This window comes from Nocardia sp. CA-084685 (assembly GCF_050955785.1).
Taxonomy (GTDB): domain Bacteria; phylum Actinomycetota; class Actinomycetes; order Mycobacteriales; family Mycobacteriaceae; genus Nocardia.
Window position 1 is genome coordinate 6,644,230 of the sequence record NZ_CP192094.1, and the last position, 22,752, is coordinate 6,666,981.

The window sequence follows — 22,752 nt, forward strand, 5'->3', positions numbered from 1 at the left end:
CCATGGACGTGTCCGAATTCCGGTCCGGCGTGCGGGCCTGGCTGGACGAGCACGATCTGTCCCCCGGTCCGGATCATTCGCTGGACGGTCAGGTCGCGCAATTGGCCCGCGTGCGTCGAGCCCTCTTCGACGCGGACTGGATGCGCTACGGCTGGCCCGCCGCGGTCGGTGGTCTCGGCGGGCCCGCCATGCTCCGCGCGATACTCGGTGAGGAGGTCGCCACCCGTGACCTGGCCGAGCCCGGACTCTATTCGATGGTCGAAGTGCTTGCGCCCACGATGATTTCGTATGCGGGCCCGGAGTTGGCGGCGGAAATGGTGCCGTTGCTGCTTTCGGGGCGTGAGCAGTGGTGTCAGGGCTTCTCGGAGCCGGGCTCGGGCAGCGACCTCGCCTCGCTGACAACGAAAGCCGTCGCGCGCGGCGCTGATTGGGTGGTCAACGGCCAGAAGGTGTGGACCAGCCTCGCCCAGTATTCGGCGCGCTGTGTACTGCTGGCCCGTACCGCCCCCGGGCACGACGGGATCACCGCGTTCTTCCTCGATATGGACTCCCCCGGTATCACCGTACGTCCGCTGCGCACCATGCACGGCGTCGACGAATTCGCCGAGGTGTATTTCGACGATGTCGTGGTGCCCGGCGACCGCATGCTCGGGCGGCCCGGTGATGGCTGGCGGGTCGCGATGGATCTGCTCCCGCATGAGCGCTCCACCTGCTTCTGGCACCGGGGCGCTTATCTTTTCACCCGGCTCGATCGATTGGCGGCGGCGGCCACGGTGGTCGACGATGCCGACCTCGGTGCCGCTTATCTGGCATTGCATACGTTGCGCTGCCGCTCCCGGCTGACCCAGCAGCGACTGGCGGCCGGTGCGCACCTCGGACCGGAAACCTCGATCGACAAGGTGCTGCTGGCGAGCGCCGAACAGCAACTGTTCGACACCATTCGCGACGTGCTGCCCGGCTCGGTAGAGCTGACCGATCCCGAATTACGCACCGAATTCCTCTATTCGCGCGCGGCCACCATCTACGGCGGCACGGCCGAGATCCAGCGCAATATCATCGCGCGCCGTCTGCTCGACCTGGGCAAGGAGTAAGCCGTGACCAGCATCGATACCGATACTGCCGAGCTCGAGCTGCTCACCGACACACTGCGAAAGACGATGACGGCGACGTCGGGTCAGCAGCTCGATCGGGCGCTGACCGACCTCGGTTGGCCCGACCTGCTCACCGAAATACCGGACGTAGCAATACCTTTGGTGTTCCGCCTGTTGGGCGAGACCGGCGCTCACGCGCCGCTGCTCAACGACGTCATCGCCCACGCCACCGGTAAGCCGCTCGGCGCCACGCACCCGCTGCCATTCGCGGGCGGGACGTGGGTGGTCTGGGAACGCACCGATCACCCCGGCACCACAGTGGACGAGGAACTCCCCCTGCACCCGGTACGAACCGGAAACGCTGTCGGAGTGGCGGCCGGTCGTCGCGCCCTGGCCTGGTGGATGCTCGGCAGTAGCCGCGCGATGCTGGCGCTGGCTCGCCGACATGCTCTGGACCGCAAGCAATTCGGGCGCCCAGTCGCATCATTCCAAGCGATCCGACACCGCCTCGCCGAGACGCTGGTCGCCATCGAAGGCGCCGAGGCCACACTCACGGCCGCCAACGACGACTTCGGCGCCCTGCTGGCCAAAGCCGCAGCCGGACGCGCGGCGCTGATCGCGGCTCGACACTGTCAGCAGACGCTCGGCGGTATCGGCTTCACCGCCGAACACGACCTACAGCGGCATATCCGCCGCGTGCTGATCCTGGACGGATTGTTCGGCAGCACAAGGGAACTCACCCGTGAGGCGGGCACCCGTATCCGCACCTCCGGCGCGGCACCGCGCCTGGTTCATCTGTAAACCAATCCCCCGAGGCACCTGCCATGAAATTCGCTCCAACCGCGATCGGCTATCTCCGCAGCGATGTATCCGGAATACGGCAAGGGTGGGACGAAACCCAGATCCGGAGCCTAGCCGGGCGCCTCGGCTACAACCTCACCAAAACCGTTGCCTTCAGCGCCAAGACCGACAATCCGGTGACGCAACTTGTCGCGCTGGCCCGGAAGATGAACGCGGACGCGGTAATCGCGCCCGACCTGATCCATTTCGGCGGTGTGATACCTCGCGAACTGGACCAGGTCACGGCCGTGATCACCGTCGTATCGGAAACTGTCCGAACGAATACGGAGGAGTCTCAGATCGGGCTTGCTCGGTGGTGACGCGGGTTTTCGCGCTGCCGAATCCTTGCGACGCCGCTGCGCATCTCCACCACGAAGTCGGCAGGGCGATAGCGCCCTGCCGATTCTTGGGATAATCGTCGCCGACAACCCGCACCAATCCCTGCCCCTTGACCCGCACAAGCTTGCCCGTTCTCCGCAGCGCGCGGCCCGCCAGGTCGATATCCGACCACAACAATCCGAGGGCCTGACTACGACGTAAACCGGTACCGGCGAGCAGTGTCACCCAGTCGGCGAGGTCGGCACTTTCGCGTGGACACGTTAACCGCTCCGGTGTCGGCCTTCTCGTTCCCGCTCGGAGCGTTCGCGTTCGCGCTTCTGGTGTATTGAGTGTTCCCGTTCCGATTCGGCGTGCATGCCCGCGTGGTCAACGTCGATCATCTTGGGTGGGTCGTCGCTGTTGAGCCCCAGAATGCCCATGATCTCCCGCGACAGCCCAGCCTCTTTCGCTGCTGCTCTAGCGTTGTTGCGTTCCTGTATAGCGCGCGTCAGGGCGTTTTCATGTTCGTGCTGCGGCGTTCGTTGCGGTATGGGTGGTGGCGTCGGGGGTTCTTGCCCGCGTGGGGGTTTCAGCTCGAGGGCTATGTCTTTGCGTTCGTTGTCTCGCTCTTGCCTCAGTACGGCTAGCACTTGTTCTTTCTGTGGGTCGCTGAGGTAGCCGCCGAGGCGATCGACCATCTCCCGCGCTTGCGCTTCCTCACGCTCGCGCACCTCCCTCGCTTTCGGTGTAGGTTCGGGGCGTTCGCTGGCGACAGCGGGCGGTTTCGTCTTATCCCGCTCGCTTTCTCTGGCGTGCGGGTCCAGGGGTTCTCGTTCAAGCGCTTCGCTCTTCGCCGGGTTCTCCCGTTCCCGCTGCTGAGGTTCCTTCTTCTGGGCCGGTTGCACGTGTAATCGCGCTTCCCGTGCTGCCTGTTCGCGCGCCTCCCGCTGTCGCTCCTTTTGGAGGCGTGCTTGCTCGCCGACGCTAGGCAATTCGAGTTGCGGACTCGGCTCCCGTTCCAAGCCCCGCGCCCAAATCTCGCGGGCGTCGCACCGCGAAATGATCTGATGCGTGAACTTGTCGGGGTAGTCTCGGGCCAATCCGTCGATCAGTTCCCGCACTTCTTTCGATTTCGGTTCACCCTCAACGGTTCTCAGTACCAGATGGTCGACAATGCCACGCTCGAGCAGGAATCGGTCCTTCTCCAGTTCCTTTCTGTCGTTGTCGCCGGTCATCGATCCGGATTTATCCTCGACTCCGCGAACGTGACCCTTGTCGTCGACTCTTTCCTTGTCGTAGCGGCGGTAACCTTCCGGAGTCCAATATTGGCGAGACTGCGGCGGCTTGTCGTAGCCGTTCTCTCGGTCGCGGAAGAATCTGTCTGTGCCGTTCTCCCAGATTCGTCCTCGGTCGTTGTTCCTGAAGTCTTCGCGGTCTCTGTCGTAGCCGTCGCCAGGCATGGCGGTATCCACCCCCGAATATGGGACTTTCTCAGGAGAGGAGGGTTGGGCCGCCGCTAGTCACATATCGGTCAGTGACGTTCGGCTCGCTCCTCTGCGTACCGGTCGGCGAACTCCCGCAGCATTCCTGCGGTGCGGGAAAAGTTGCCACCGGCAACGTCTTTCATCAAACCCCACGCGGTATCGGCCTCCGCATCAGCGAATCCGTATTGCAGCGCGGGATTTACGTGGTCGTAGAACGAATATTCACGGCCGAACCATGGGGCATCGATCCATTCCGCTCCGGTGAACTCGATGAAGCATTCACCGAGAAAGCAAATGAACGCGTCTGCTATATCGGCGTTCTCGGGAGCCATCGCGGTAGCCAGATCCGGAAACAGCTCAGCGACAACACCATCGAGCTGGGTCAACTCCGGCGCGCCCTCTGGCCATGGCTTTGCCGGAATGGCGCGCAGTCCGGCGCGATCCAGAAACTTCCGGACCTGCTCTTTGCGCCGGGCCGGCTCAACCCATTTACCCCATTCGGTCTGCTCGACCGGAACGCCGAGATCCAAACCGAACTGCTCGTCACTGCCCACGATGATTCCTCCGCTTCCGTCGCTTCTCGTTCTCGACCCGGTCAAATTCCGTTGACGCTCTGGCATGTCGGAAACCGCAGGGCAGTGTCTCATCTCACGGACCAAGGTAGAGCCGCTCGCACGGAAGCCGCTGGTAACCGCTGGTGTCGCCGAGGTGGATCGTTACGGCATCGGCGTAATGCCGCGCCTGGTACTCGTGCACGAAGATCAACGCGGCGGTGAGGCAAGCCACGAAGTCGAACCGCGCACCGTGCAGGAACACCGACAAATGCACGTCCGGATCACCCGGTAACGGGGAAGCCCGCTCACTCATGATCCGGCTTCCGTCTTTCGGTGCTCGCGCAGGCCACGAACTTGGTCGGCGTGATCAGGTCACACACCACAGTGATAGCCCGCACACGGCTGTTGAAGTGGGCCGTGCTTGGCGCGATGACCGCCGCCGCGCCTCTGCGGTGGGCTGTCACGACAATGAGCGTGGTCGGCATGAACGTGTCATCGCCGATGGTGACCAGCTCGGTCAGGGTGTAGCCGCGTCGCTGCGCCAACTCGGCGATCACGCGTTCATCCCGCAACCGATGCGGACCGGTCACATCGAGCGAGAGAACGCCGATTGCTTTGGACGCCAGGGGATTTGGGTTCATAACTGCTTCACCTTCGCGTATGATCGCGCTCAATGTCATTGACGACCCGCACGCCGATCCACGCACACGGCAACGGCGGCATCATGGCCATGACGCCGTCATGGTCGCCGATCTTCCAGTTGATCAGCGGGGCCATGGTCACGCAGAACCGGGACGGACACTGAACCGACGGCAATTCGCCAGTCTTGCTGTTAGTACTGCCGATACCGCACATCGACAGCTTGATCCACGGCCCGCAACCACACTCAGACATGAGCGGCCCACCGCCTAACCGGCCGATACTGTGCCGAGCAAGCGCGGATCGCGTCGACCACCACAAGCCCAGACGGCCGGAACATGCATCGGGGCGGTTCGATCCAGCGCCGGAACTGCGCGGCGTGGTCGGCGGGCGACGGTAACGCCACGGTCCCGCCTGTTCGTACTACCGACACGTTCAGCCGGAACATTTCGGCGAACAGGCGCACGTCATCGGGGATGTCCGGCCGCACCAAGTACGCCCAGCGGTTCGAGCGCGGATGCGACAGAATCGGACCAATGTCCGAACCACGCTGCTGCATATTGGTTTTCACGGCTTGGCCGAGATGGGCGGGGAGCACCATCGCCCACACGTGTTCGGCCTTCATGACGATGCGGCCCAGGTGCGGCGGATCGACATTCGCGGGCAGATCACACACCCGCCGGTAGAAGTGGCAGCGCGATACCGGAGTATCGCCAAAAGGGATGTGGTCCATGGGTTCTAGGCCCTTTGGTCAGGTTGGTCAGTACGGGTTTGCTCGGGTTGCCACTCGCGCAGGGCGTCTAGGTACCGATCGAGAACGTCGGCAGGGACATCAACAGCGAGCGCGGCAGGCGGGCCTACGAGCGGCGTGCGATGCGGTAGTTCTGGGTTCAACGTCGTGCCCCCTCAGTACGGCGACGGCTAAGGTGCGCCCGGCCCCTGAAACAAACTCCCTGATGAAAGGGAAGAAGAGTTGTCTCTCCGGGCGCACATCTAGCTGACCATGGGAAGTACCGGGAGAAATACGGGTTGGCATCCACACTGCGTTCACAAACGCTAGATTCGACGGCATGGACGGTCCCGCCGTTATCGTCGGCGCGCAGCTCCGAGCGGCCCGCGAAGCCGCTGGGGTATCTCTGGCTACGCTGGCCGCTCAGATCCCCTACAGCAAGTCCGCGCTCTTCTACTACGAGACCGGAAAGCGCTCACTGACACCCGATGTCATAGCGTGGTACGAAAGGCGTTTTGGTGGCATCCAAGACCCGGTAGCAACCTTGCTCAACCTCGGAAGGGCTGATGTGGAACGGCGCTCTTTTCTACGTGTCGGGTACTCCACAGCTATCAGCGCGTCCGTGCTACTTCCCGGATGGCTCGACGGGGCAGCGTCAATCGGACCGAGAAAAGACGCGGCCCTCCGTCATGTGGGCCAAGCCGACGTAACCGCAGTGCGAGACGTGATGTCGCTGTTCTCCCAGATCGACCAACGGCTCGGAGGTGGTCATGGACGAACGGCTGTTGCCCAATATCTGACCAACGAGGTAACCAGCTATCTGAACGGCTCCTTCGCCAGCGAAGCTGTGCGACGTGAAATGTTCACAGCGGCCGGCGAATTGGCGTATCTGGCTGGGTGGATGGCGTTCGACAACGACGAACACGCAGTGGCACAGCGCTACTTCACCACCGCGACAAAACTTTCCGTCGAAGCAAACGATGGCCCACTGACGGGGCACGTGCTGCGGGCCATGGCACACCAAGCCGTCGACCTCGGCCACCCCCAACAAGGGCTCCAACTCGCCGAAGCATCAGTGAGCGGCAACCGCTACCGAGCCGCTTGCCCACGTGAGCGCGCGCTCCTGAAGGTTGTGCACGCCAAAGCATTGAGCGCAGCCGGTCAGAAAGCCGAGTCCGCAAAAGCCCTGCTCCAAGCCGAGCGCGACCTCACAGCCGCTACCGACTCCGATCATGAGCCCGCTCGGGTCTTCTTCTTCTCCGAAGCGAGCCTTGCTCACGAAACCGCTTGCGCACTACGCGATTCGGGCGACCTGGCCGGTGCCGCCGACCAATTCCAGCTCAGCGTCCGCAAACGCAAAGCCTCGACGTTCACCCGAACCCACGCGGTAACCCTTGGCTACCTCGGCACCGTGCAGGCCCGCAGTGGCGAACTCGAGCAGGCATGCACCACATGGACATCCGCGCTCAACGCAATGGACGGCGTCCAGTCAGGTCGCACCCGCAAGATTGCCCGCGACATACGCGCAACGGTGGCGCCGTATCGACAGGTCGCGGGAGTCAGCGAGATCGATCAGCGCGCTGCAGACTATCTAGCCGCCAGCTGAATGTAGGACAGAGGTCAAATGGCAGACGAAGTGTTCGAAGTTACGCCGATCGCCCACGTGGTCGGCGGTCGTCGCGAACCCACAGATGATCACTGGGGAGGTACCGAGGCGATCATCCGCATAGATGACCCGCGGTTCACCGAAGAGTCCGTTCAGGGGTTGGACGCGTTCAGCCACCTCGAAATCGTCTTCCGGTTCCACTTGACCGATCCAACTGACCTGCACTTCGGTGCACGCAGCGCCCGCGACAACCCCGCATGGCCGAAGGTCGGCATCTTTGGCCACCGCAATATGCGACGGATCAACTGGCTCGGGGTGTCGCGTACTCGACTGCTCCGCGTAGACGGCTTGGATCTGCACGTAGCCGAGTTGGACGCGGTGGACGGAACACCTGTGCTGGATATCAAGCCGTGGTTCGCGGAGTTCGGGCCGCGTGGACAGATTCACCAGGCTCCGTGGTCAACCGAGATGCTCAAAGACTATTTCTAGACGGGGCAAAGCAATAACCCTGACGTCCCCACAGTGACGGTACGCCGGTCTCTGCACGTGCTGAGTCCCCGTCGTGCCGGATTCGGTAACCCAACTCCGGTAGCCCCGCCAGCGTGCAGCCCGGAAAGCGTCGCGGATGGAGCAGGCTATTGCCGTTCGGTCACCGTCGCGATGACCGGGAACTTGGTGTTGAGGGTCAGCGCGGAGATCGGTGTGAGGTCCGGGTTGTCGATGGTCAGCTCGAACCGGCTGACTATGGTCGAGAGCGCCAGCTGCATCTCCATCATCGCGAATGCGTTGCCGATGCAGAGGTGTCCGCCCGCGCCGAAGGGCAGCCACAAGTTCCGGTCACGGCCGGCGACCGCGTCGGCGGCGAAGCGGTCCGGGTCGAAGGTGTCGGGCCGGTCCCAACACTCGGGGTTTCGATGCGCGTGGTAGAAGCTGTACATCAGCGGAGTGCCTGCCGGAATGTGGTAGCCCCCGATCTCATCGTCCTCGGCGGCGCGCCGCTGCCCCATCCATGCCGGCGGTTTGAGCCGCAACACCTCCTCGAGTACCTGCTTGCTGTAGGGCAGCGTGGGCAGGTCGGCCAGGGTGGCATGCCTGCCGGTCAAGGCGCTGTCAACGTCATCGCGCAGCCGCTGGCGGACCTCCGGATGCAGTTGCAACAGCAGTATGGCCGACGTCAACGCCGAGGAGCTGGTCTCGTGACCGGCGAAGAGCATGGTGACGACCTCGTCACGCAGTTCCAGGTCGGTGAGTTTCTCGTTGGTATCGGCGTCCGTGGAGTTGATGAGCATAGACAGCAGCCCACCGCTGCCGGAGTCGCGCAAGTCGTCGATCACCTTGTAGACAATGGCATCCATTTCGGCGATCCCGCGCCAGAAACGGCGATGGCTGGGCGTCGGAAACTTCAAGGGAACCAAGGGCATTCGCACGAACTTCCCCAACTCGGCGTTCACCTTCTGCGTCGCGCGGGCGAAGCCGGTGACCTCCGGGCCGTTGGGATCCAATCCGAACAGCGCCCGCACCACGATCCGCAGCGTGAGGTGGCTCATCTGCTCACCGATATCGACCGTCCGTCCGGCGCGGGCGTGTTCGGCCCATTCGTCACACATGGAGTCGATCTCGGCCACCATGATCTCGCTCAGCGCACTGATCTTCTTGTGGTGGAAGGCCGGTTGGACGAGGCGCCGGTTGCGTCTCCACCGGTTGTGGTCGGCGATGGTCGCCAGCCCTCGCCCCACGAACGGCTCGATAATGTCGTACATCTGGGTCTCGCGGGTGAAGTTCGCCATGCGTTCCTGCAAGACGTACTTGATGTGGTGGGGATGGGTGATCCCGACCATGCTCCCGTTGATCAGTTGGAACCGAAAGACGTCACCGTGGTGGGTCATGGAGTCGGAGAGGAACGAGATCGGGTCGACGACAAAATGTTTGGTATTCCGGAGGCGGCCGGCGACCATCGGGGGCAGGCCGCTGACTGTGGAGGTGGAAGACATGACAAATAGTAGAACCGATCTCCTCGGAACCCGGCTGATTTTCAGTGGTTTTGACTGGAGGCCAACTCCCGCAACAGGTCCCGGCTGGCAAAGCCGCTGGCGTTCTCATCGCACGCGAAGGTGGCGCTGTCGTAACCGATTCCGATGGCGGCCCCGCACAGCCTGACTGCGGCAGGTACCATCGCGGCGAGCCCGGCCATTGCTCCGCTCTTGCTCGATCTGATAGCAAGCGTCTGGTAGCAACGCCACCAGATCGGCAAGCGAGAGATCGTTCTCGCCGCCGAGTGCTCGCCGCCTCGGTTGTCTGCCGATTCGACACCGCTACCATCCGCATTCGGCGAAAAGCCATTCCGCCACAACCAGAATCAGCTCCCAGGTCGCCGTCACGCGCACACGCCGCAGTCGACCTACTGCATCTTTTGCTTCATCTCGTCCAGATACGCCAGAATCGGCAGCCCGGCGTGGCTGAGGGCATTGCCGTGACCGGTCTGGTGCACGTCGAAGACGGACTGGATGGCGGCGTAGAAGCCCTGGACGTCCAGCGTTTGATTCACCGCGCGCTTGGCCTGACGCAGTCCGAACGGCGGCATTTTGGCGATCTGGGTGGCCAGCGCGGTGGTCTGCGCATCCAACTCGGTGCGCGGCACCACCTTGTTCACCATGCCGACCTGCTCGGCCTCGCGCGCGGTGACCGGGCGCCCGGTGAACAGGATCTCCTTGGCCTTGCGGGGCCCCAATTCCCAAGTGTGCCCATGATATTCGACGCCGCCGATACCCATCAGTACGACCGGATCGGAGAAGAGGGCGTCCTCGGCGGCGACGATCAGGTCGCACGGCCAGCACAGCAGCAGTCCACCGGAGATACAGCGGCCCTGCACCGCGGCGATGGAGGGTTTCGGCACATTTCGCCAGCGCAGCGAATATTCCAGATAGCGGCGCGATTCGACGTTGTAGATCATGTCCAGGGTGATCTTGTCCGGAAGCGGCCCGCCCGAGCGCAGATCATGACCGGAGGAGAAATGCTTGCCTTCGGCCCGCAAAACGATCACCGACACATCGTCATCGGCCGCCGCCCGCGCCCAGGCCGCATCGAGTTCGTCCAGCAGTTCACCGTTTTGGGCGTTCGCGACCTCGGGACGATTCAGGGTGATGGTCGCGATCTTATCGGCGACGGCGTACAGGATGTGCATGGCGAACTCCGCTACCTGGGCAGTCCGAGCACCCGCTCGGCGACGATATTGCGCTGAATTTCGGAAGTGCCGCCGGCAATGGTTCCGGCGAAGCTGCGGACATACCGCTCGAACCAACTGCTGATGAAATTGTCGTTGTTCAGCGGGTTGAACGGCGCGGTCATCGCCGGATGGATCAGGCCCTCGGCCCCCTGCGCGGACAGCGCCTGTTCCGCACCGTTCTGCACCGCCTCCGAACCGAGCAGTTTCAGCACCGACAGCGCGGCCACATCCTGTTGACCTCGCGCCTCGCGCGCCAGCGCCGCCGAACCGAGCAACCGCAGTGCCTGGGCATCCATGACCAGCGTCGCGTAACGGTCGCGATCGATGACGGTGCGCGGATGGAAGTCCTCGATCAGCTCCTGCAGCCGGTCGGCGAAACTGAGCCACAGCAGGGTGCGCTCATGTCCGAGCGAACCATTGGCCACGCCCCAGCCGCCGTGCAGCGGGCCGACCAGATTTTCCGCGGGCACCCGGACGTCGGAGAAGAACACCTCGTTGAAGTCCAGATCGTGCGGCCCACAGATGGAGGCGAACGGTCGCCGGGTTACGCCCGGAGTGTCGGTGGGGATCAGCAGCACGCTGATTCCCTTGTGCTTGGGCGCATCCGGATCGGTGCGCACGAAGGTGAGCAGTACGTCGGCGTCGTGCGCGCCGGAGGTCCATACCTTCTGCCCGTTGACCACGAAATAATCGCCGTCGCGCACGGCCCGGGTGCGCAGCCCGGCCAGGTCCGAGCCCGCACCCGGTTCGCTCATGCCGAGCGCCGCGGTGATCTCGGCACGCAAAATCCTTACCGCCCACTGCTTCTTCTGCTCCGCGCTGCCGAACGACAATAGCGAGGCGGCGATGATGCCGAGCCCCTGCGGATTGAAGCTGTGATAAATGCGCCGCTTGGACAGCTCCTCCAAATGCACGTACTGCTGCAGGATTCCGGCATTGCGGCCGCCGAATTCCGGTGCGTTGCCGGGCAGCAACCAGCCGTGGTCGAACTGCAGCCGCTGCCATTCCCGTGCCCAGGGCGGAACCTCCGCACTGGATATCGGGCGATCCTGGGCGGCCACCGCCTCATCGGGCATGAATTCGGTGAGGAAGGCGATGAATTCGGCCCGGAACTCCTCGACCTCGGTATCAAAAGTCAGACGCACGGTACTCCTCGGCGATCAGCGCCCGGTGCTCGGCCGCGCCGCCGAGCAGCAGCTCACCGGCTTTGGCCCGCTTGAGCGCGAACTGCAGGTCGTTTTCCCAGGTAAAGCTCATGGCGCCGAATAACTGCATGCCCCGACCGAATACCTGCGACTGGCATTCACCCGCCGCGGCCTTGGCCATCGACGCCGCCAGCCGCCGCCGCGGATCGTTCTCCCGGATCGTCATCGCCGCGAAATACGCGAGGGCGCGGGCTCTTTCGATCGCGATATGCATATCGGCCGCCTTGTGTTTGACCGCCTGGAACGAGCCGATCGGCACGCCGAACTGCTGTCGGGTGCGCACATGTTCGAGCACCATGTCCAATACCCGTCGACATGCGCCGACCATGGTCAGCGCCAGTCCCGTCATGGCCAGGTGGCGTGCGGGGTTCGGATCGACACGCAGGTAGCGATCGTCGGTCACCCGCACATCGGCAAAGCTCACCTCTGCCAGGTGCAGTACCGGATCGAACACGGTCGCCCGCCGCACGGTCACGTCGGCGGCGGGCACCACGAAGACGCCGGCCTCGGTCACCACAGCCAACTGCCGCGCGCGATCGCCGTCGAGCACATGACGCGCGGTGCCGCTCAGCAGCCAGCCATCCCGGTCACGCACTGCCGACACCCCGTCGTACACCGCGGCACCCGGTTCCCCTGAACGTACGAAATCCGGTGCGAGAGGGGTGAATTGGGTCATGGTAGCGAGATAGGGGGTCGGGTCGGTGGCCCGACCCAACTCCTCGAGCACGATTGCCAGTTCCACCGCGTCGGCCGGGTCGGTCAGCTCCGTCCATCCCAGTTCGACATAGGTGCGCCACAGCCCCTCCGAATCCGCGCCCTTATCGGCCACCTCGCGGATCAGCGTCGGCGGGCACTGCTTGGCGACCACCTCACGGACGGTTTGCTGCCACAGCAGTTGATCGGAGTCGAACTCCAAAAGCATCCGGCCTGCCTCCTTGTCACTCCGACACACTCGTATCCGAGAATAACATTCTCGGATACGGAAAGTAATAGTCTCATCTTTGTTCACTGACACTGCGTCCAGCCAACACGGAGACACCACGTTCTCCGGTACAGTGCATCCATGTTCTCTCTATATGACCGAGGACCGGAGCGCCGGTGACCAGCCCGAGCGAAGAGCCAGCCTGGAAGCAGCGCGCCGTCGAGCGCTCGTTACGAACCGCGAAACTGCGCGCCGAACAGCGCGTTCAGCGTTTCCTCGACGCGGCGCAGGCCATCATCACCGAGAAGGGCAGCACCGACTTCACTGTGCAGGAAGTCGTCGATCGTTCACGTCAATCGCTGCGGAGCTTCTATCTGCAGTTCGACGGCAAGCACGAACTACTCCTCGCCCTTTTCGAAGACGCGCTCGTGCGCACCGCCGACCAACTGCGCGCCGCCGCCGACGCCAAGGCCGACCCGCTGGAGCGACTGCGAGTCACCGTCGAGTTGCTGTTCGAGTTGTCCCGGCCCGATCCGGCCGCACAGCGCCCGCTGTTCACCGACTTCGCGCCACAGCTGCTCGTCACCCATCCGGCGCAGGTCAAGGTCGCGCACGCACCGCTGCTCACGCTGTTCACCGAGCTGATGGAGCAGGCCAAAGACGCCGATCAGCTGCGTTCGGACGCGAATCCGCGACGGACCGGGGCGATGGTCATGCAGACGGTCATGTTCATCGCACAGTCCACCGGTGGCACCGATGAGGAGACCGTGCATCCGATCACCGCGACCGAGGTCTGGAACTTCTGCGCGCACGGCTTCACCAAGGAGTGAGAATATCGTTCTCAGCGAGAGAGAGTTTCACTTACACTCGGGAGTATGCCCGACCTCTGGAATGATCTTCTCGGCTGTCTCGACCTGACCGCTCGGCAGTCCCTCGACGACGAATCCGTCTTCGAGGGACGCAATCAGCAGCTCGAGTACTATCGCGTCTTCGGTGGGCAATTACTCGGCCAGTTCATCCGCGCGGCCGATCTGACGTGTCCAGACAAATCGGTCAAGTCACTGCACGCACTGTTCCCGCGCGAGGGCAGGACCGATGAGCCGATCCGCTATCGGGTGCGCCGGCATCACGAGGGCCGCTCCTTCGCCACCGTGACCATCGTCGCCGAGCAGAGCTACGGGGTCGTGGCCACCGCATCGGTATCGCTGCACACGGAGGCGGCGGGGCCGGAGCATCAGAGCGTGCCCGCCGTGCCCGCGCTGCTGAGTGCCGAGCACAAGGTGACGTGGGACTTGCTGCCCTGGGAAACCCGGTCCGCGGTCGATCTCGACGACACCGCCTCCGCCCCATCCGAATTCGAGTTCTGGATGCGCACACCGGATGTCGATACGCGACTGGCCGCGGCGATCACCGCCTACGCGACCGATCTGAACCTCATCGGCACGGCGCTGCGGCCGATCGAGGGTGTGTGCCAGCGCGGTAACGGCACCGCATTCCATTCGGCGGTGACCTCGCACAGCATCTGGTTCCATCGACCGTTCCGTACCGACGAGTGGCTGCTGCTGCGTCAGCACAGCCCGCTCATGGCGGGCAGCCGCTGTTTCGGCCGCGGCGATGTGCTGACCGAGAACGGTCGATTGGTCGCCTCGTACGCGCAGGAAGCCATGGTGCGCTTCCCCTCCGAGGTCGGGTGAAGAAGTGGTCGTGAATCGAATGGTGATCGACAGATCTGCCGAGGAAAACCGCAAGCACCGGGTGGCGCAGTGGGCCACCGGCACCATCGGCGCGCGCGCTCTGCGCGGTGTGGTCGAACATCCGCGGATGGAGTTGGTCGGCCTGTTCGTGCACAGCGCGGACAAGGTGGCAATGCGATCCCCTCGGTGTGCGCCGCCGAGCCCGGGATTCGGTCGACGCTCGACTTACCGCATATCGCGGCCGTACTCGGCTGAGCCGTTGTCGTGCTCCGTGATATCTATTGCGGCAGTCGCTAGTTCGCGCGCCAGGCGACCGGCGATGCCACATTGTGGCCCTGCTCGGCTGAGTACCTCGTGGCCGCACTCGGCTGGGCGGTAGTCGAGCCCATGCGAATTATTGCCGCGGTCCCTAGTTCGCGCGCCAAGCGACCGGCGATGCCACATTGTGGCCCTGCTCGGCTGAGTACCTCGTGGCCGCACTCGGCTGAGCGGTAGTCGAGCCCACGCGTTTTATTACCGCAGTGGATAGTTCGCGGACAGGCAACAGTGATTGTGCGCATCGCGGTCACGCTCGGCTGAGCACATCACAGCTGCACACGGCTGATCCGTTGTCGGGCGCCCGTGATATCTGTTGCTGCAGTGACTAATTCGGCAAACCGGGCACAGTGATGCCTGCACATTGCGCTGCGGTCAACGAGCAGTGGTGGCGGCCCGCACGTGTTGCAGCAGTGGCTATTCGCGGTCAGGCGGCGGTGATGTCGGCCAGCAGCGAGTCCACCCGTGCCCTCGCTCGGGCGGCCACGCCGTCGCCGGGAGCCACGTGGACACGGCCCGCTTCGATCGCGGCGAGCGCGGACTCGGCGACCTCACGCGGGGATAGGATTCCGCCGCGGGTGGCAGCGAGGCTGCGCATCGACGGGGTCGCGCCCGCCGGTAGTTCGATCGCGCCAAGCGCGGCGGAGTTCTGCCCGAGCGGCGTGTCGACCAGTCCCGGGCACAGCACGGTCGCGCCAAGCCCGGGGGCTGCCTCCTCGAGCTCGAGGTCGAGCGTTTCGGTCAGACCGACTACCGCGTGCATAGTGCCGGTGTAGGGCGTGCGACCGGGCAGCGGTGCCAGGCCGCCGGAGGAGGCGGTGTTGAGGAAATGCCCAGTGCCCTGGGCGATGAGCAACGGCGCGAATGCCTTGACGCCGTGGACGACACCGAGAATCTTGACCCCGATCATTCGCTGCCAGGTGGCCGCGTCCTGCTCCCACAGCGGCGCGGCCGGGCACACCACACCGGCGTTATTGCAGACCAGATCCACCCGGCCGTAGGCATCCATGGTGCGCTCGGCCAGCGCGCGCACCGACGTCTCATCGCTCACATCGGCCACCACGGCCGTGACCTCGGCGTCGCGCAATGCTGCCGCCGCCGCGATCAGGCCGTCCTCACGGATATCGGAGATGACCAGCCGTACGCCGCGCGCGGCGAGCGCCTCGGCCAGGCCGTAGCCGATGCCGCTCGCACCGCCGGTGATCACGGCGACCTGTCCCTCACGTATCAGCATCGGGCTACTCCTCCTTGCCGGGTGGGGTCGAAACGCTGTCAGAGGCTGAGAACCGATGCCGCCGCGGTACCGGGTGCCCCATAGACCTGGGCATAGCCGACTCGGGGATTACCCGGCACTTGACGCTCGCCCGCCTGGCCGCGCAATTGCAGCACCAGTTCGTAGACCTGCCGGATACCGGAGGCGCCGATGGGCTCGCCATTGGCGATGAGGCCGCCATCGGTGTTCACCGGCAGGCGTCCGCCGATCTCGGTCGCGCCCTCGGCGAGCAACTTCTCCTGGTCGCCGTCGGCGCAGAAACCGTTCTCGGCCATATGGATCACCTCCGCGCCCGCGTCGGTGTCCTGGAGTTGGATCACGTCGACATCCTCGGGCCCGATTCCGGCCGCCTCGAAGGCGGCTCTGGATGCGTACACCGTGGGCGAGACGTCCTCATCGATCGCCGCCCAGGTGCTGTGCACCTCGTACGCGCCGTAGCGCCGCGTGCGGATCGCGGTCGAGCGCAGGTATACCGGATTGCTGGTGTAGCGGTGCGCGATATCTCCGCGGCACATGATCACGGCCGCGGCACCCTCGTCGGGCGAGCAGAACATGAACTGCGTCAACGGATAGTTCAGCATCGTCGAGTTCAGGATCTGGTCTTCCGGAATCGGCTTGCGCCGGAAGGCGTTCGGATTGAGCGCGCCATTGCGGAAATTCTTGGCGGCGACCTTGGCCAGGGTGCGCTGGGAGATGCCGTGCTCGTGGATGTAGCGGTTCGCCTTGATCCCGAAGAACTGGGTGGTGACGAACTGTCCGTTCTCCGCATACCAAGCGGGCAACCCGAGCTTGGCCGGATCGTCGGTGAACGCGCCGCGGGGATGTTTGTCCATGCCGACCGCGATGCCGATGTCGTATCGTCCGGACCGGATCGCCTCCGCGGTCTGTTCGATCGAACTCGCCGCGGTGGCACAGGCATTGAACACATTGGTGAACGGGATTCCGGTGAGCCCGACGAGCCGGGTCACGGCATCGGGATTGCTGACCTCATAACTGCCGCCGAAGCCGAACTGGATGTCCTTCCATTCGACACCGGCGTCGGTGAGCGCCAATTGGATTGCGTCGGCGCCCATTTCGATGGCCGACTTGGCGAAGCGGCCGAACGGGTGCAGGCCGACGCCGATAATGGCAACGTCGTTCATGTCATTTCTCCTCGGTAGCCGTACGTCAGGCCGGTGCGAAAGCGACAGTGACGACGTCGTTTCCGTCGTCGTCGACATACAGGGGGACGAAGGCCAGCTCGACATCCATCCCGAAGCGCAGCTCGGCCGGATCGGCCACGGTTAGCCGGGCCTCCACCCGCACATCATCGCCCAGTTGGACCAGACCGATCCCGAACGGCTCGAAGTTCTCGGCCGACTCCTTGCCCGCGTACGGCAGTTTGGGGACGAAGCCCTGGGTGGTCCAGGCCACGAGCGTGCCGCGTCGGGGCAGCAGCCGTTCGGACATATCCGGGCCGCTGCACCTGGGGCAGCGCGGTTGTCGGGGCCAGGTGACCGCGCTGCATGCGGCGCAGCGGCTGCCGATCAACTGCGGGTTCTGCGCCGGCCACGTCGAGACATCGGGCGCGAGAGCCTTTGCCATGCCGTCCTCCATCAGGTGGAAATGTCATTCTCATTAGATGTATACGCTATTTCCGGCGAAATGCGAACCAGTCGCTCCGCCGCGGTGTAGGCGTCCAGCCGTCCGGCCGCGACCGAGCCCGCCAATGCCGCCAACGCCGGATCGGTCCGCAAGCGGGTCTGTGCCAGCGACAGGATCTGCGCGCGTGCCCGCGCGGTCCGCCGGGCGAGAGTGTCGGCGCGGTGGTGCGCGTCGATCGCGGCCACCAGCTCGGTGATCCCGACGCCCTTGGCTGCGACCAGGGCGAGGATCGGGGCGGCCGACTCCTGATGCAGGTCCCGTACCGTCTGGTCGGCGCCTTCCCGGTCGGCCTTGTTGACGACCAGGATGTCGGCGACCTCGAGCAGACCCGCTTTCGCGGCCTGAATCGCGTCTCCCGCACCGGGATTCAGAATCACCAGGGTGGGGTCGGCGATCGCGGCGATCTCGATTTCGGACTGCCCGACACCGACGGTTTCGAGCAGGATCAGCTCATGGCCGAGCGCGCCGAGCAATTGGATGGCGGCGGGCACCGCGGCCGCGAGACCGCCCAGGTGTCCGCGCGTGGCCACCGAGCGGATCAGCACATCGGGATCATTGATGTGCTGCGCCATCCGAATTCGATCACCGAGCAACGCACCGCCGCTGTACGGCGAGGACGGATCGACCGCGAGCACCGCCACCCGCAGGCCCTGCTCGCGGTAGGCGGCGACCAGCGCCGCAATCGTGGTCGACTTCCCCGCGCCCGGCGGCCCGGTGACTCCGATGACCCGAACCGGGACCGCGTCGAGCAATGCGAGCACCTCGGCGCGCTGTGGTCCCTCGACCGCGCTCAGCAACCGCCCCGCCGCCCGCACCGATCCGGCCCGCGCGGCGGCGATGAGCTCCGCAATAGTGCCCACGTGCTAGGGGGCCGGAACCTCGATGACGGTGGCCGATCCCATCCCGCCACCCGCGCACAGTGCCGCGATTCCGAAACCGCCACCACGACGACGCAATTCGTGCACCAGTGTGACGATCATCCTGGCGCCGGTTGCGGCGACCGGATGGCCGAGCGAGCAGCCGCTGCCGCTGAAGTTGACTCGATCGGGATCGATATCGAGCGCCTTGGTCGCCGCGATCGGCACCGAGGCGAACGCCTCGTTGATCTCGTACAGACTCACCTGCGACAGCGAAATACCGGCCCGCGCGACGGCCTTGGTGATCGCCTCGATCGGTGCCAGCCCGGTGTCGTGCGGATCGACGCCGACCGAGGCCCACCCGCGGATGATGCCGAGTGCGGGCAATCCGAGCCGGTCACTGGCAATGGCCAAGGCCGCGGCACCGTCATTGGAGCCTGACGCATTGCCCGCGGTGATGCTGAAGCCCTCGATCTCCGGGTGCAGCACCTTCAATCCGGCCAGCTTTTCCAGACTGGTGTCCCTGCGCGGGTGCTCATCGACCGCGAACAGTCCGTGCGGAGTGTCGATCGGCACGATCTCCTCCTCGAGCCGGCCCTCGTCGATGGCGGCGATGGCATTGCGGTGCGAGCGCAACGCCCACGCATCCATCTCCGCGCGCGAGATTCCGGACGCCACCGCCGTGTTCCACCCGACCGTGATCGACATGTCCAGGCAGGGCGCGTCCGGCCGGTCCGGATGGCTCGGCGCGACCCACGGGTCGATCCATTCGTCCGCGCCGACCCGGAAACGTACACGCGGCGAGGTGGATTCGGAATTCACGCCACCGGCGATGACGAGTTCGTCCATCCCCGCACGGATACCGGCGGCCGCGGTCTGCACGGCGGCCATGCCCGCTGCGCAGTGCCGGTTGTGCGCCACACCGGCGACATTGGTCAGTCCAGCGGTGATCGCCGCGTGCCGAGCCAGTACGCCGCCGCCGTAGCGGCCCTCGCCGAGAACGACGTCATCGATACGTGCCGGGTCGAGCCCATCGGCGGCCGCGGCCACCACATGCTTGGCCAGGTCGAAGGCATTGGTATCGCGCAGCGTGCCCTTGCGGGCGGTTCCGATCGGAGCGCGCAGGGCGGACACGATGACAGCTTCAGGCATTGGTGTTCTCCATTTCGGTGACGAGGTTGCGGCGCAGCAGTTTTCCGGTTTCGGTCTTGGGCAGTTCGCGGCGGAACACGATGGTGTCGGGCGTCTTGGACGACCGCAGCCGTGTGCGGACCCACTGTTTGATCTCCTCCGGCTCGCCGACTCCGACGAGCACCGCGACCAGGCGCTGCCCCCACTCCGGATCCGGCACCCCGATCACCGCGGCTTCGGTGATACCCGGATATTCCAGCAGCACGTCCTCGATCTCGGCGGGTGCGATGTTCTCGCCGCCGCGGATGATGGTGTCGTCGGCGCGTCCCTCGATGAACAGATAGCCATCGGCGTCTAGGCGGCCCAGATCCCTTGTGGGAAACCAACCTTCGTCATCGAGCGCGCTGCGGGCGCCGTATTCACCGGAGATCTGCTCGCCGCGCACGAATACCAGCCCGACCTCCCCCGCCATGGCCGGCTCACCCGATTCCGCGCGGATCTGGATCTCGATCCCGGGTAGCGGCTGCCCCACCGAGCCGAGTCGATCGCGGGCGGCCGGATCGTCGGAGCCGAAGGCCGCGCGGTGATCGTCGGGTCCGAGTACCGCGATCGAGGATGCGGTCTCGGTGAGTCCGTACGCATTGACGAAGCCGGTATCCGGGAACACCCGCAGCGCGTGCTCGAGCACCGGGCGCGGCGTGCGCGAGCCGCCGTAGGCGAGGCTCGCCAGCGTCGGGACACCCGCGTCAGCGCCGTCGACGGCTGCGACGATGCGCGCCAACATGGTCGGCACCAGCATGGCGTGGGTGATTCGTTCGCGCCGAACGGTTTCCAGCCAGCCGGACGCGTCGAACGCGGCGAGATAGACCACGCGGCGGCCGGAGTAGAGATTCGACAGCAGATTTGTCAGGCCCGCGATGTGATAGGGCGGCACCGATACCAGCGCCGCATCCGTCTCTTCCGCGGCGCCGAACTCGACCGTGTTCAGCAGGTAGGCCATCAGATGCCGATGCCGCAGCAGCGCCGCCTTCGGTGCGGAGGTGGTGCCGCTGGTGTAGATGATCGCGGCGACCGCATCGCCATCCCATGGCACCTCGAGTTCAGCCACATCGTCGCCCTCCTGAACCAAGGCGTCGAGGTCCTCGGGCCGCAACACCAGCGCCCCCGGATGACGATCCAGCAACGTGGCCAACTGCTGTTCGCCGAGTCGATAGTTCAGCGGCACGAATGGCACCCCGGCCAGCGCCGCTCCGAAGAGCGCGACCGGATAGGCCAGGTGATTCGCCCCCAGAAACAGCACCGCGGGGTGCCGCTGGAACCGGACGGCCGCGCGACGCGCATTGCCGAGCAGGGCGGCGGCGGTCAGCGAGCGATCGCCGACCGTGATCACGGTCCGATCGCCCGCCGATGCGGCCATGTCTAGGATCATGCTGATATTCATGAGAACATTATTCTCTCCATAGGAGAGTGTTAGTTGCAAGAGAGGATTGCGATATGCAGATCAGTGGGAGCGCTGCCATCGTCGTCGGCGGCACCGGTGGACTCGGCGAGGCCACCGTGCGTCGCCTGCACGCCGCCGGAGCGAAGGTGGTGGTCGCCGATGTCGCCGACGACAAGGGCAAGGAACTCGAGAAAGAACTCGGCATCCGCTACGTGCACACCGACGCGACCAGTGAGGAGGCGATGCTCGCCGCCATTGCCGAGGCGGAATCCCTTGGACCGCTCCGCATTTCGGTCGACACCCACGGTGGCCCGGCCACCGGTGGCCGCCTGGTGGGCAAGGACGGGTCGCCACTGGCACTCGACGGTTTCCGCACCACCATCGAGTTCTATCTGACCGCAGTATTCAATGTGCTGCGCCTGTCGGCCGCGGCCATCGCCAAAACGGAGGCGCTGGACGAGGGCGCCCGCGGCGTCATCGTGAACACCGCCTCGATCGCGGGGTACGAGGGCCAGATCGGCCAGCTCCCCTACTCGGCGGCCAAGGGGGGCGTCATCGGCATGACTCTGGTGGCGGCCCGTGACCTGTCCCCGCTCGGCATCCGGGTGGTCACCATCGCACCGGGCACGGTCAATACGCCCGCCTACGGCAAGGCCGCCGACCAGTTGGAGGGCTACTGGGGACCCCAGGTGCCCTTCCCCAAGCGGATGGGCCGCTCGGTCGAATACGCACAGTTGGCTCAGTCGATCATCGAGAACGACTACCTCAACGGTGAGATCATCCGACTCGACGGCGCGCTGCGCTTCCCACCGAAATGAACGGGCGACCGTACCCCGGTTCGGGCGAAACACTCAGCGGCAAGGTCGCATTCGTCGCCGGCGCCAGTCGCGGCATCGGCGCGGCGATAGCCGCCGGACTGGCCGGTGCCGGTGCGGCGGTGGCCGTCGCCGCGCGCTCGGAAACCGAGGGCAAGCTGCCGGGCACCATCGGATCGGTCGCCGACCGGATCACTGCCGCGGGCGGAACGGCACTGCCCGTGGTGTGCGATGTCACCAACGAGGAGTCGGTCGAAAACGCGGTGGCCACAACGGTTTCCGAATTCGGCGGCATCGATATCCTGGTCGCCAACGCGGGCGTGATGTGGTTGGGCCCGATCGAGACCACACCACTCGAGCGCTGGCAGCTGTGCATGAATGTCAATCTGACCGGCGTCTTCCTCACGACCAAGGCCGTCATACCGCATCTGAAAGCCCGCGGCCGTGGCTCACTCATCGCGATCACCACCACCGGCGTGGATATGATCCGCGGCGCCAATGCGTACTGGGTATCCAAGGCCGCCGTCGAACGCCTCTATCTCGGCCTGGCCGCGGAACTGAAGGACGACAACATCGCGGTCAACTGCCTGAGCCCGACCCGGGTCGTACTGACCGAAGGCTGGCAAGCCGGCGGCGGTGGCCAGGAAATTCCACCGAACATGGTCGAGCCACCGGAAACGATCGCCCGTGCCGCCGTGCTGTTGGCGGGCGAGGATGCGGCCGGGATCACCGGCACGGTGCAGCGCTCGGAAGTGCTGATCCCGAGGGGATGATCGGCGCGGGAAGCCCCGAAGACGGGCGGTCTTCGGGGCTCTCCGGTCACCATCGGCCCAGGTGGCCGAGATACATGCTGACAGCCGACAGATAGGCGAAGCATCGGCGCCATGGCCCATATGGCATGAACCGCGCCAAACGCATGATGTGCCCCAGATATATGCGTTGAACCCACGATGCAGTCGATCCGGATCGG

The 22,752-nt window shown here is 65.0% G+C and carries 25 protein-coding genes; 10 read left to right on the forward strand and 15 right to left on the reverse strand.

Annotated features, from left to right (window positions below; all coding sequences use genetic code 11):
- Positions 1 to 2 precede the first annotated feature (2 nt).
- The 3 genes from ACQP2U_RS29675 (at position 3) to ACQP2U_RS29685 (ending at position 2,251) form a co-directional block, all read left to right on the forward strand.
- The gene (locus tag ACQP2U_RS29675; protein ID WP_433716616.1) at positions 3 to 1,091 is read left to right on the forward strand and encodes an acyl-CoA dehydrogenase family protein; all 1,089 of its coding nucleotides are present in this window, start codon (positions 3 to 5) and stop codon (positions 1,089 to 1,091) included.
- Positions 1,092 to 1,157: 66 nt separating this feature from the next.
- Positions 1,158 to 1,892, forward strand: coding sequence for an acyl-CoA dehydrogenase family protein (locus ACQP2U_RS29680; protein WP_433716617.1), 735 nt, complete (start codon positions 1,158 to 1,160; stop codon positions 1,890 to 1,892).
- 23 nt (positions 1,893 to 1,915) lie between these two features.
- Complete coding sequence (locus tag ACQP2U_RS29685) at positions 1,916 to 2,251, forward strand: hypothetical protein (protein ID WP_433710485.1); 336 nt, start codon at positions 1,916 to 1,918, stop codon at positions 2,249 to 2,251.
- Positions 2,252 to 2,530: 279 nt separating this feature from the next.
- Here ACQP2U_RS29685 and ACQP2U_RS29690 read toward each other — a convergent pair whose 3' ends face one another.
- The 4 genes from ACQP2U_RS29690 to ACQP2U_RS29705 all read right to left on the reverse strand — a co-directional run bounded on the left by ACQP2U_RS29690 (position 2,531) and on the right by ACQP2U_RS29705 (position 4,928).
- Entirely contained in the window at positions 2,531 to 3,721 is a 1,191-nt protein-coding gene (locus ACQP2U_RS29690; RefSeq protein WP_433710486.1) for a hypothetical protein, read from the reverse strand.
- Positions 3,722 to 3,780: 59 nt separating this feature from the next.
- Positions 3,781 to 4,287 carry a hypothetical protein gene (locus ACQP2U_RS29695; RefSeq protein ID WP_433710487.1) on the reverse strand — a complete coding sequence of 169 codons (507 nt, stop codon included), beginning with the start codon at positions 4,285 to 4,287 and terminating at the stop codon, positions 3,781 to 3,783.
- Positions 4,288 to 4,381: 94 nt separating this feature from the next.
- Positions 4,382 to 4,600 carry a hypothetical protein gene (locus ACQP2U_RS29700; RefSeq protein ID WP_433710488.1) on the reverse strand — a complete coding sequence of 73 codons (219 nt, stop codon included), beginning with the start codon at positions 4,598 to 4,600 and terminating at the stop codon, positions 4,382 to 4,384.
- Positions 4,593 to 4,928, reverse strand: a complete 336-nt coding sequence (locus ACQP2U_RS29705) for a hypothetical protein (RefSeq protein ID WP_433710489.1) — start codon at positions 4,926 to 4,928, stop codon at positions 4,593 to 4,595. The genes ACQP2U_RS29700 and ACQP2U_RS29705 overlap by 8 nt, the downstream gene beginning before the upstream one ends.
- A gap of 32 nt (positions 4,929 to 4,960) precedes the next feature.
- Here ACQP2U_RS29705 and ACQP2U_RS29710 point away from each other — a divergent pair, with 32 nt between their 5' ends.
- Positions 4,961 to 5,092: a hypothetical protein gene (locus ACQP2U_RS29710; RefSeq protein WP_433710490.1), complete on the forward strand. Its 132-nt coding sequence runs from the start codon at positions 4,961 to 4,963 to the stop codon at positions 5,090 to 5,092.
- Positions 5,093 to 5,173: 81 nt separating this feature from the next.
- Here ACQP2U_RS29710 and ACQP2U_RS29715 read toward each other — a convergent pair whose 3' ends face one another.
- The gene (locus ACQP2U_RS29715; RefSeq protein ID WP_433710491.1) at positions 5,174 to 5,659 is read right to left on the reverse strand and encodes a DNA-directed RNA polymerase subunit beta; all 486 of its coding nucleotides are present in this window, start codon (positions 5,657 to 5,659) and stop codon (positions 5,174 to 5,176) included.
- Positions 5,660 to 5,996: 337 nt separating this feature from the next.
- On the opposite strand from ACQP2U_RS29715, the gene ACQP2U_RS29720 reads away from it, so the two are divergent.
- Together ACQP2U_RS29720 and ACQP2U_RS29725 are read left to right on the forward strand one after the other, a co-directional pair.
- On the forward strand, positions 5,997 to 7,262 hold the full coding sequence (locus ACQP2U_RS29720) for a helix-turn-helix domain-containing protein (RefSeq protein WP_433710492.1): 1,266 nt from the start codon (positions 5,997 to 5,999) through the stop codon (positions 7,260 to 7,262).
- A gap of 18 nt (positions 7,263 to 7,280) precedes the next feature.
- A complete protein-coding gene (locus ACQP2U_RS29725) occupies positions 7,281 to 7,751 on the forward strand; it encodes an SAM-dependent methyltransferase (protein WP_433710493.1) in 471 nt (156 codons plus the stop codon).
- A 146-nt stretch (positions 7,752 to 7,897) separates the two neighbouring features.
- On the opposite strand, the gene ACQP2U_RS29730 is transcribed toward ACQP2U_RS29725, so the two are convergent.
- From ACQP2U_RS29730 to ACQP2U_RS29745, 4 genes are all read right to left on the reverse strand, one after another.
- Positions 7,898 to 9,253, reverse strand: coding sequence for a cytochrome P450 (locus ACQP2U_RS29730; protein ID WP_433710494.1), 1,356 nt, complete (start codon positions 9,251 to 9,253; stop codon positions 7,898 to 7,900).
- Between the two features lie 407 nt (positions 9,254 to 9,660).
- Entirely contained in the window at positions 9,661 to 10,443 is a 783-nt protein-coding gene (locus ACQP2U_RS29735) for an enoyl-CoA hydratase (RefSeq protein ID WP_433710495.1), read from the reverse strand.
- Positions 10,444 to 10,454: 11 nt separating this feature from the next.
- On the reverse strand, positions 10,455 to 11,630 hold the full coding sequence (locus ACQP2U_RS29740) for an acyl-CoA dehydrogenase family protein (protein WP_433710496.1): 1,176 nt from the start codon (positions 11,628 to 11,630) through the stop codon (positions 10,455 to 10,457).
- Positions 11,614 to 12,612: an acyl-CoA dehydrogenase family protein gene (locus ACQP2U_RS29745; RefSeq protein ID WP_433710497.1), complete on the reverse strand. Its 999-nt coding sequence runs from the start codon at positions 12,610 to 12,612 to the stop codon at positions 11,614 to 11,616. The genes ACQP2U_RS29740 and ACQP2U_RS29745 overlap by 17 nt, the downstream gene beginning before the upstream one ends.
- 176 nt (positions 12,613 to 12,788) lie before the next feature.
- On the opposite strand from ACQP2U_RS29745, the gene ACQP2U_RS29750 reads away from it, so the two are divergent.
- Together ACQP2U_RS29750 and ACQP2U_RS29755 are read left to right on the forward strand one after the other, a co-directional pair.
- Positions 12,789 to 13,442: a TetR/AcrR family transcriptional regulator gene (locus ACQP2U_RS29750; protein WP_433710498.1), complete on the forward strand. Its 654-nt coding sequence runs from the start codon at positions 12,789 to 12,791 to the stop codon at positions 13,440 to 13,442.
- Between the two features lie 45 nt (positions 13,443 to 13,487).
- Positions 13,488 to 14,306 (forward strand): acyl-CoA thioesterase, encoded by an 819-nt coding sequence (locus ACQP2U_RS29755; RefSeq protein ID WP_433710499.1) that lies wholly within the window; start codon positions 13,488 to 13,490, stop codon positions 14,304 to 14,306.
- 742 nt (positions 14,307 to 15,048) lie between these two features.
- Here ACQP2U_RS29755 and ACQP2U_RS29760 read toward each other — a convergent pair.
- The 6 genes from ACQP2U_RS29760 to ACQP2U_RS29785 are packed head-to-tail and all read right to left on the reverse strand — an operon-like array spanning position 15,049 to position 20,967.
- A complete protein-coding gene (locus tag ACQP2U_RS29760; RefSeq protein WP_433710500.1) occupies positions 15,049 to 15,855 on the reverse strand; it encodes an SDR family NAD(P)-dependent oxidoreductase in 807 nt (268 codons plus the stop codon).
- A 38-nt stretch (positions 15,856 to 15,893) separates the two neighbouring features.
- Positions 15,894 to 17,036 carry a thiolase family protein gene (locus ACQP2U_RS29765; protein ID WP_433710501.1) on the reverse strand — a complete coding sequence of 381 codons (1,143 nt, stop codon included), beginning with the start codon at positions 17,034 to 17,036 and terminating at the stop codon, positions 15,894 to 15,896.
- A gap of 25 nt (positions 17,037 to 17,061) precedes the next feature.
- Positions 17,062 to 17,478 (reverse strand): Zn-ribbon domain-containing OB-fold protein, encoded by a 417-nt coding sequence (locus ACQP2U_RS29770; protein WP_433710502.1) that lies wholly within the window; start codon positions 17,476 to 17,478, stop codon positions 17,062 to 17,064.
- 11 nt (positions 17,479 to 17,489) lie between these two features.
- Positions 17,490 to 18,398: an ArgK/MeaB family GTPase gene (locus ACQP2U_RS29775; RefSeq protein WP_433710503.1), complete on the reverse strand. Its 909-nt coding sequence runs from the start codon at positions 18,396 to 18,398 to the stop codon at positions 17,490 to 17,492.
- Between the two features lie 3 nt (positions 18,399 to 18,401).
- Entirely contained in the window at positions 18,402 to 19,547 is a 1,146-nt protein-coding gene (locus ACQP2U_RS29780) for a thiolase family protein (RefSeq protein WP_433710504.1), read from the reverse strand.
- A complete protein-coding gene (locus ACQP2U_RS29785; RefSeq protein WP_433710505.1) occupies positions 19,540 to 20,967 on the reverse strand; it encodes a class I adenylate-forming enzyme family protein in 1,428 nt (475 codons plus the stop codon). The genes ACQP2U_RS29780 and ACQP2U_RS29785 overlap by 8 nt, the downstream gene beginning before the upstream one ends.
- 53 nt (positions 20,968 to 21,020) lie before the next feature.
- Here ACQP2U_RS29785 and ACQP2U_RS29790 point away from each other — a divergent pair, with 53 nt between their 5' ends.
- Positions 21,021 to 21,785, forward strand: coding sequence for an SDR family NAD(P)-dependent oxidoreductase (locus ACQP2U_RS29790; RefSeq protein WP_433710506.1), 765 nt, complete (start codon positions 21,021 to 21,023; stop codon positions 21,783 to 21,785).
- Positions 21,782 to 22,555 (forward strand): SDR family NAD(P)-dependent oxidoreductase, encoded by a 774-nt coding sequence (locus ACQP2U_RS29795; protein ID WP_433710507.1) that lies wholly within the window; start codon positions 21,782 to 21,784, stop codon positions 22,553 to 22,555. The genes ACQP2U_RS29790 and ACQP2U_RS29795 overlap by 4 nt, the downstream gene beginning before the upstream one ends.
- Positions 22,556 to 22,752 lie beyond the last annotated feature (197 nt).

Excerpts from the sequence above, each read along its gene's own strand:
- ACQP2U_RS29725 (WP_433710493.1), top strand. The coding sequence starts at position 7,281 with ATGGCAGACGAAGTGTTCGAAGTTACGCCGATCGCCCACGTGGTCGGC.
- ACQP2U_RS29710 (WP_433710490.1), top strand. The coding sequence starts at position 4,961 with ATGTCATTGACGACCCGCACGCCGATCCACGCACACGGCAACGGCGGC.
- ACQP2U_RS29720 (WP_433710492.1), top strand. The coding sequence starts at position 5,997 with ATGGACGGTCCCGCCGTTATCGTCGGCGCGCAGCTCCGAGCGGCCCGC.
- ACQP2U_RS29700 (WP_433710488.1), bottom strand. The coding sequence starts at position 4,600 with ATGAGTGAGCGGGCTTCCCCGTTACCGGGTGATCCGGACGTGCATTTG.
- ACQP2U_RS29780 (WP_433710504.1), bottom strand. The coding sequence starts at position 19,547 with ATGCCTGAAGCTGTCATCGTGTCCGCCCTGCGCGCTCCGATCGGAACC.
- ACQP2U_RS29795 (WP_433710507.1), top strand. The coding sequence starts at position 21,782 with ATGAACGGGCGACCGTACCCCGGTTCGGGCGAAACACTCAGCGGCAAG.
- ACQP2U_RS29715 (WP_433710491.1), bottom strand. The coding sequence starts at position 5,659 with ATGGACCACATCCCTTTTGGCGATACTCCGGTATCGCGCTGCCACTTC.
- ACQP2U_RS29680 (WP_433716617.1), top strand. The coding sequence starts at position 1,158 with ATGACGGCGACGTCGGGTCAGCAGCTCGATCGGGCGCTGACCGACCTC.
- ACQP2U_RS29760 (WP_433710500.1), bottom strand. The coding sequence starts at position 15,855 with ATGCTGATACGTGAGGGACAGGTCGCCGTGATCACCGGCGGTGCGAGC.
- ACQP2U_RS29790 (WP_433710506.1), top strand. The coding sequence starts at position 21,021 with ATGCAGATCAGTGGGAGCGCTGCCATCGTCGTCGGCGGCACCGGTGGA.
- ACQP2U_RS29705 (WP_433710489.1), bottom strand. The coding sequence starts at position 4,928 with ATGAACCCAAATCCCCTGGCGTCCAAAGCAATCGGCGTTCTCTCGCTC.
- ACQP2U_RS29785 (WP_433710505.1), bottom strand. The coding sequence starts at position 20,967 with ATGAATATCAGCATGATCCTAGACATGGCCGCATCGGCGGGCGATCGG.
- ACQP2U_RS29685 (WP_433710485.1), top strand. The coding sequence starts at position 1,916 with ATGAAATTCGCTCCAACCGCGATCGGCTATCTCCGCAGCGATGTATCC.
- ACQP2U_RS29675 (WP_433716616.1), top strand. The coding sequence starts at position 3 with ATGGACGTGTCCGAATTCCGGTCCGGCGTGCGGGCCTGGCTGGACGAG.
- ACQP2U_RS29765 (WP_433710501.1), bottom strand. The coding sequence starts at position 17,036 with ATGAACGACGTTGCCATTATCGGCGTCGGCCTGCACCCGTTCGGCCGC.
- ACQP2U_RS29755 (WP_433710499.1), top strand. The coding sequence starts at position 13,488 with ATGCCCGACCTCTGGAATGATCTTCTCGGCTGTCTCGACCTGACCGCT.
- ACQP2U_RS29735 (WP_433710495.1), bottom strand. The coding sequence starts at position 10,443 with ATGCACATCCTGTACGCCGTCGCCGATAAGATCGCGACCATCACCCTG.
- ACQP2U_RS29770 (WP_433710502.1), bottom strand. The coding sequence starts at position 17,478 with ATGGCAAAGGCTCTCGCGCCCGATGTCTCGACGTGGCCGGCGCAGAAC.
- ACQP2U_RS29745 (WP_433710497.1), bottom strand. The coding sequence starts at position 12,612 with ATGCTTTTGGAGTTCGACTCCGATCAACTGCTGTGGCAGCAAACCGTC.
- ACQP2U_RS29730 (WP_433710494.1), bottom strand. The coding sequence starts at position 9,253 with ATGTCTTCCACCTCCACAGTCAGCGGCCTGCCCCCGATGGTCGCCGGC.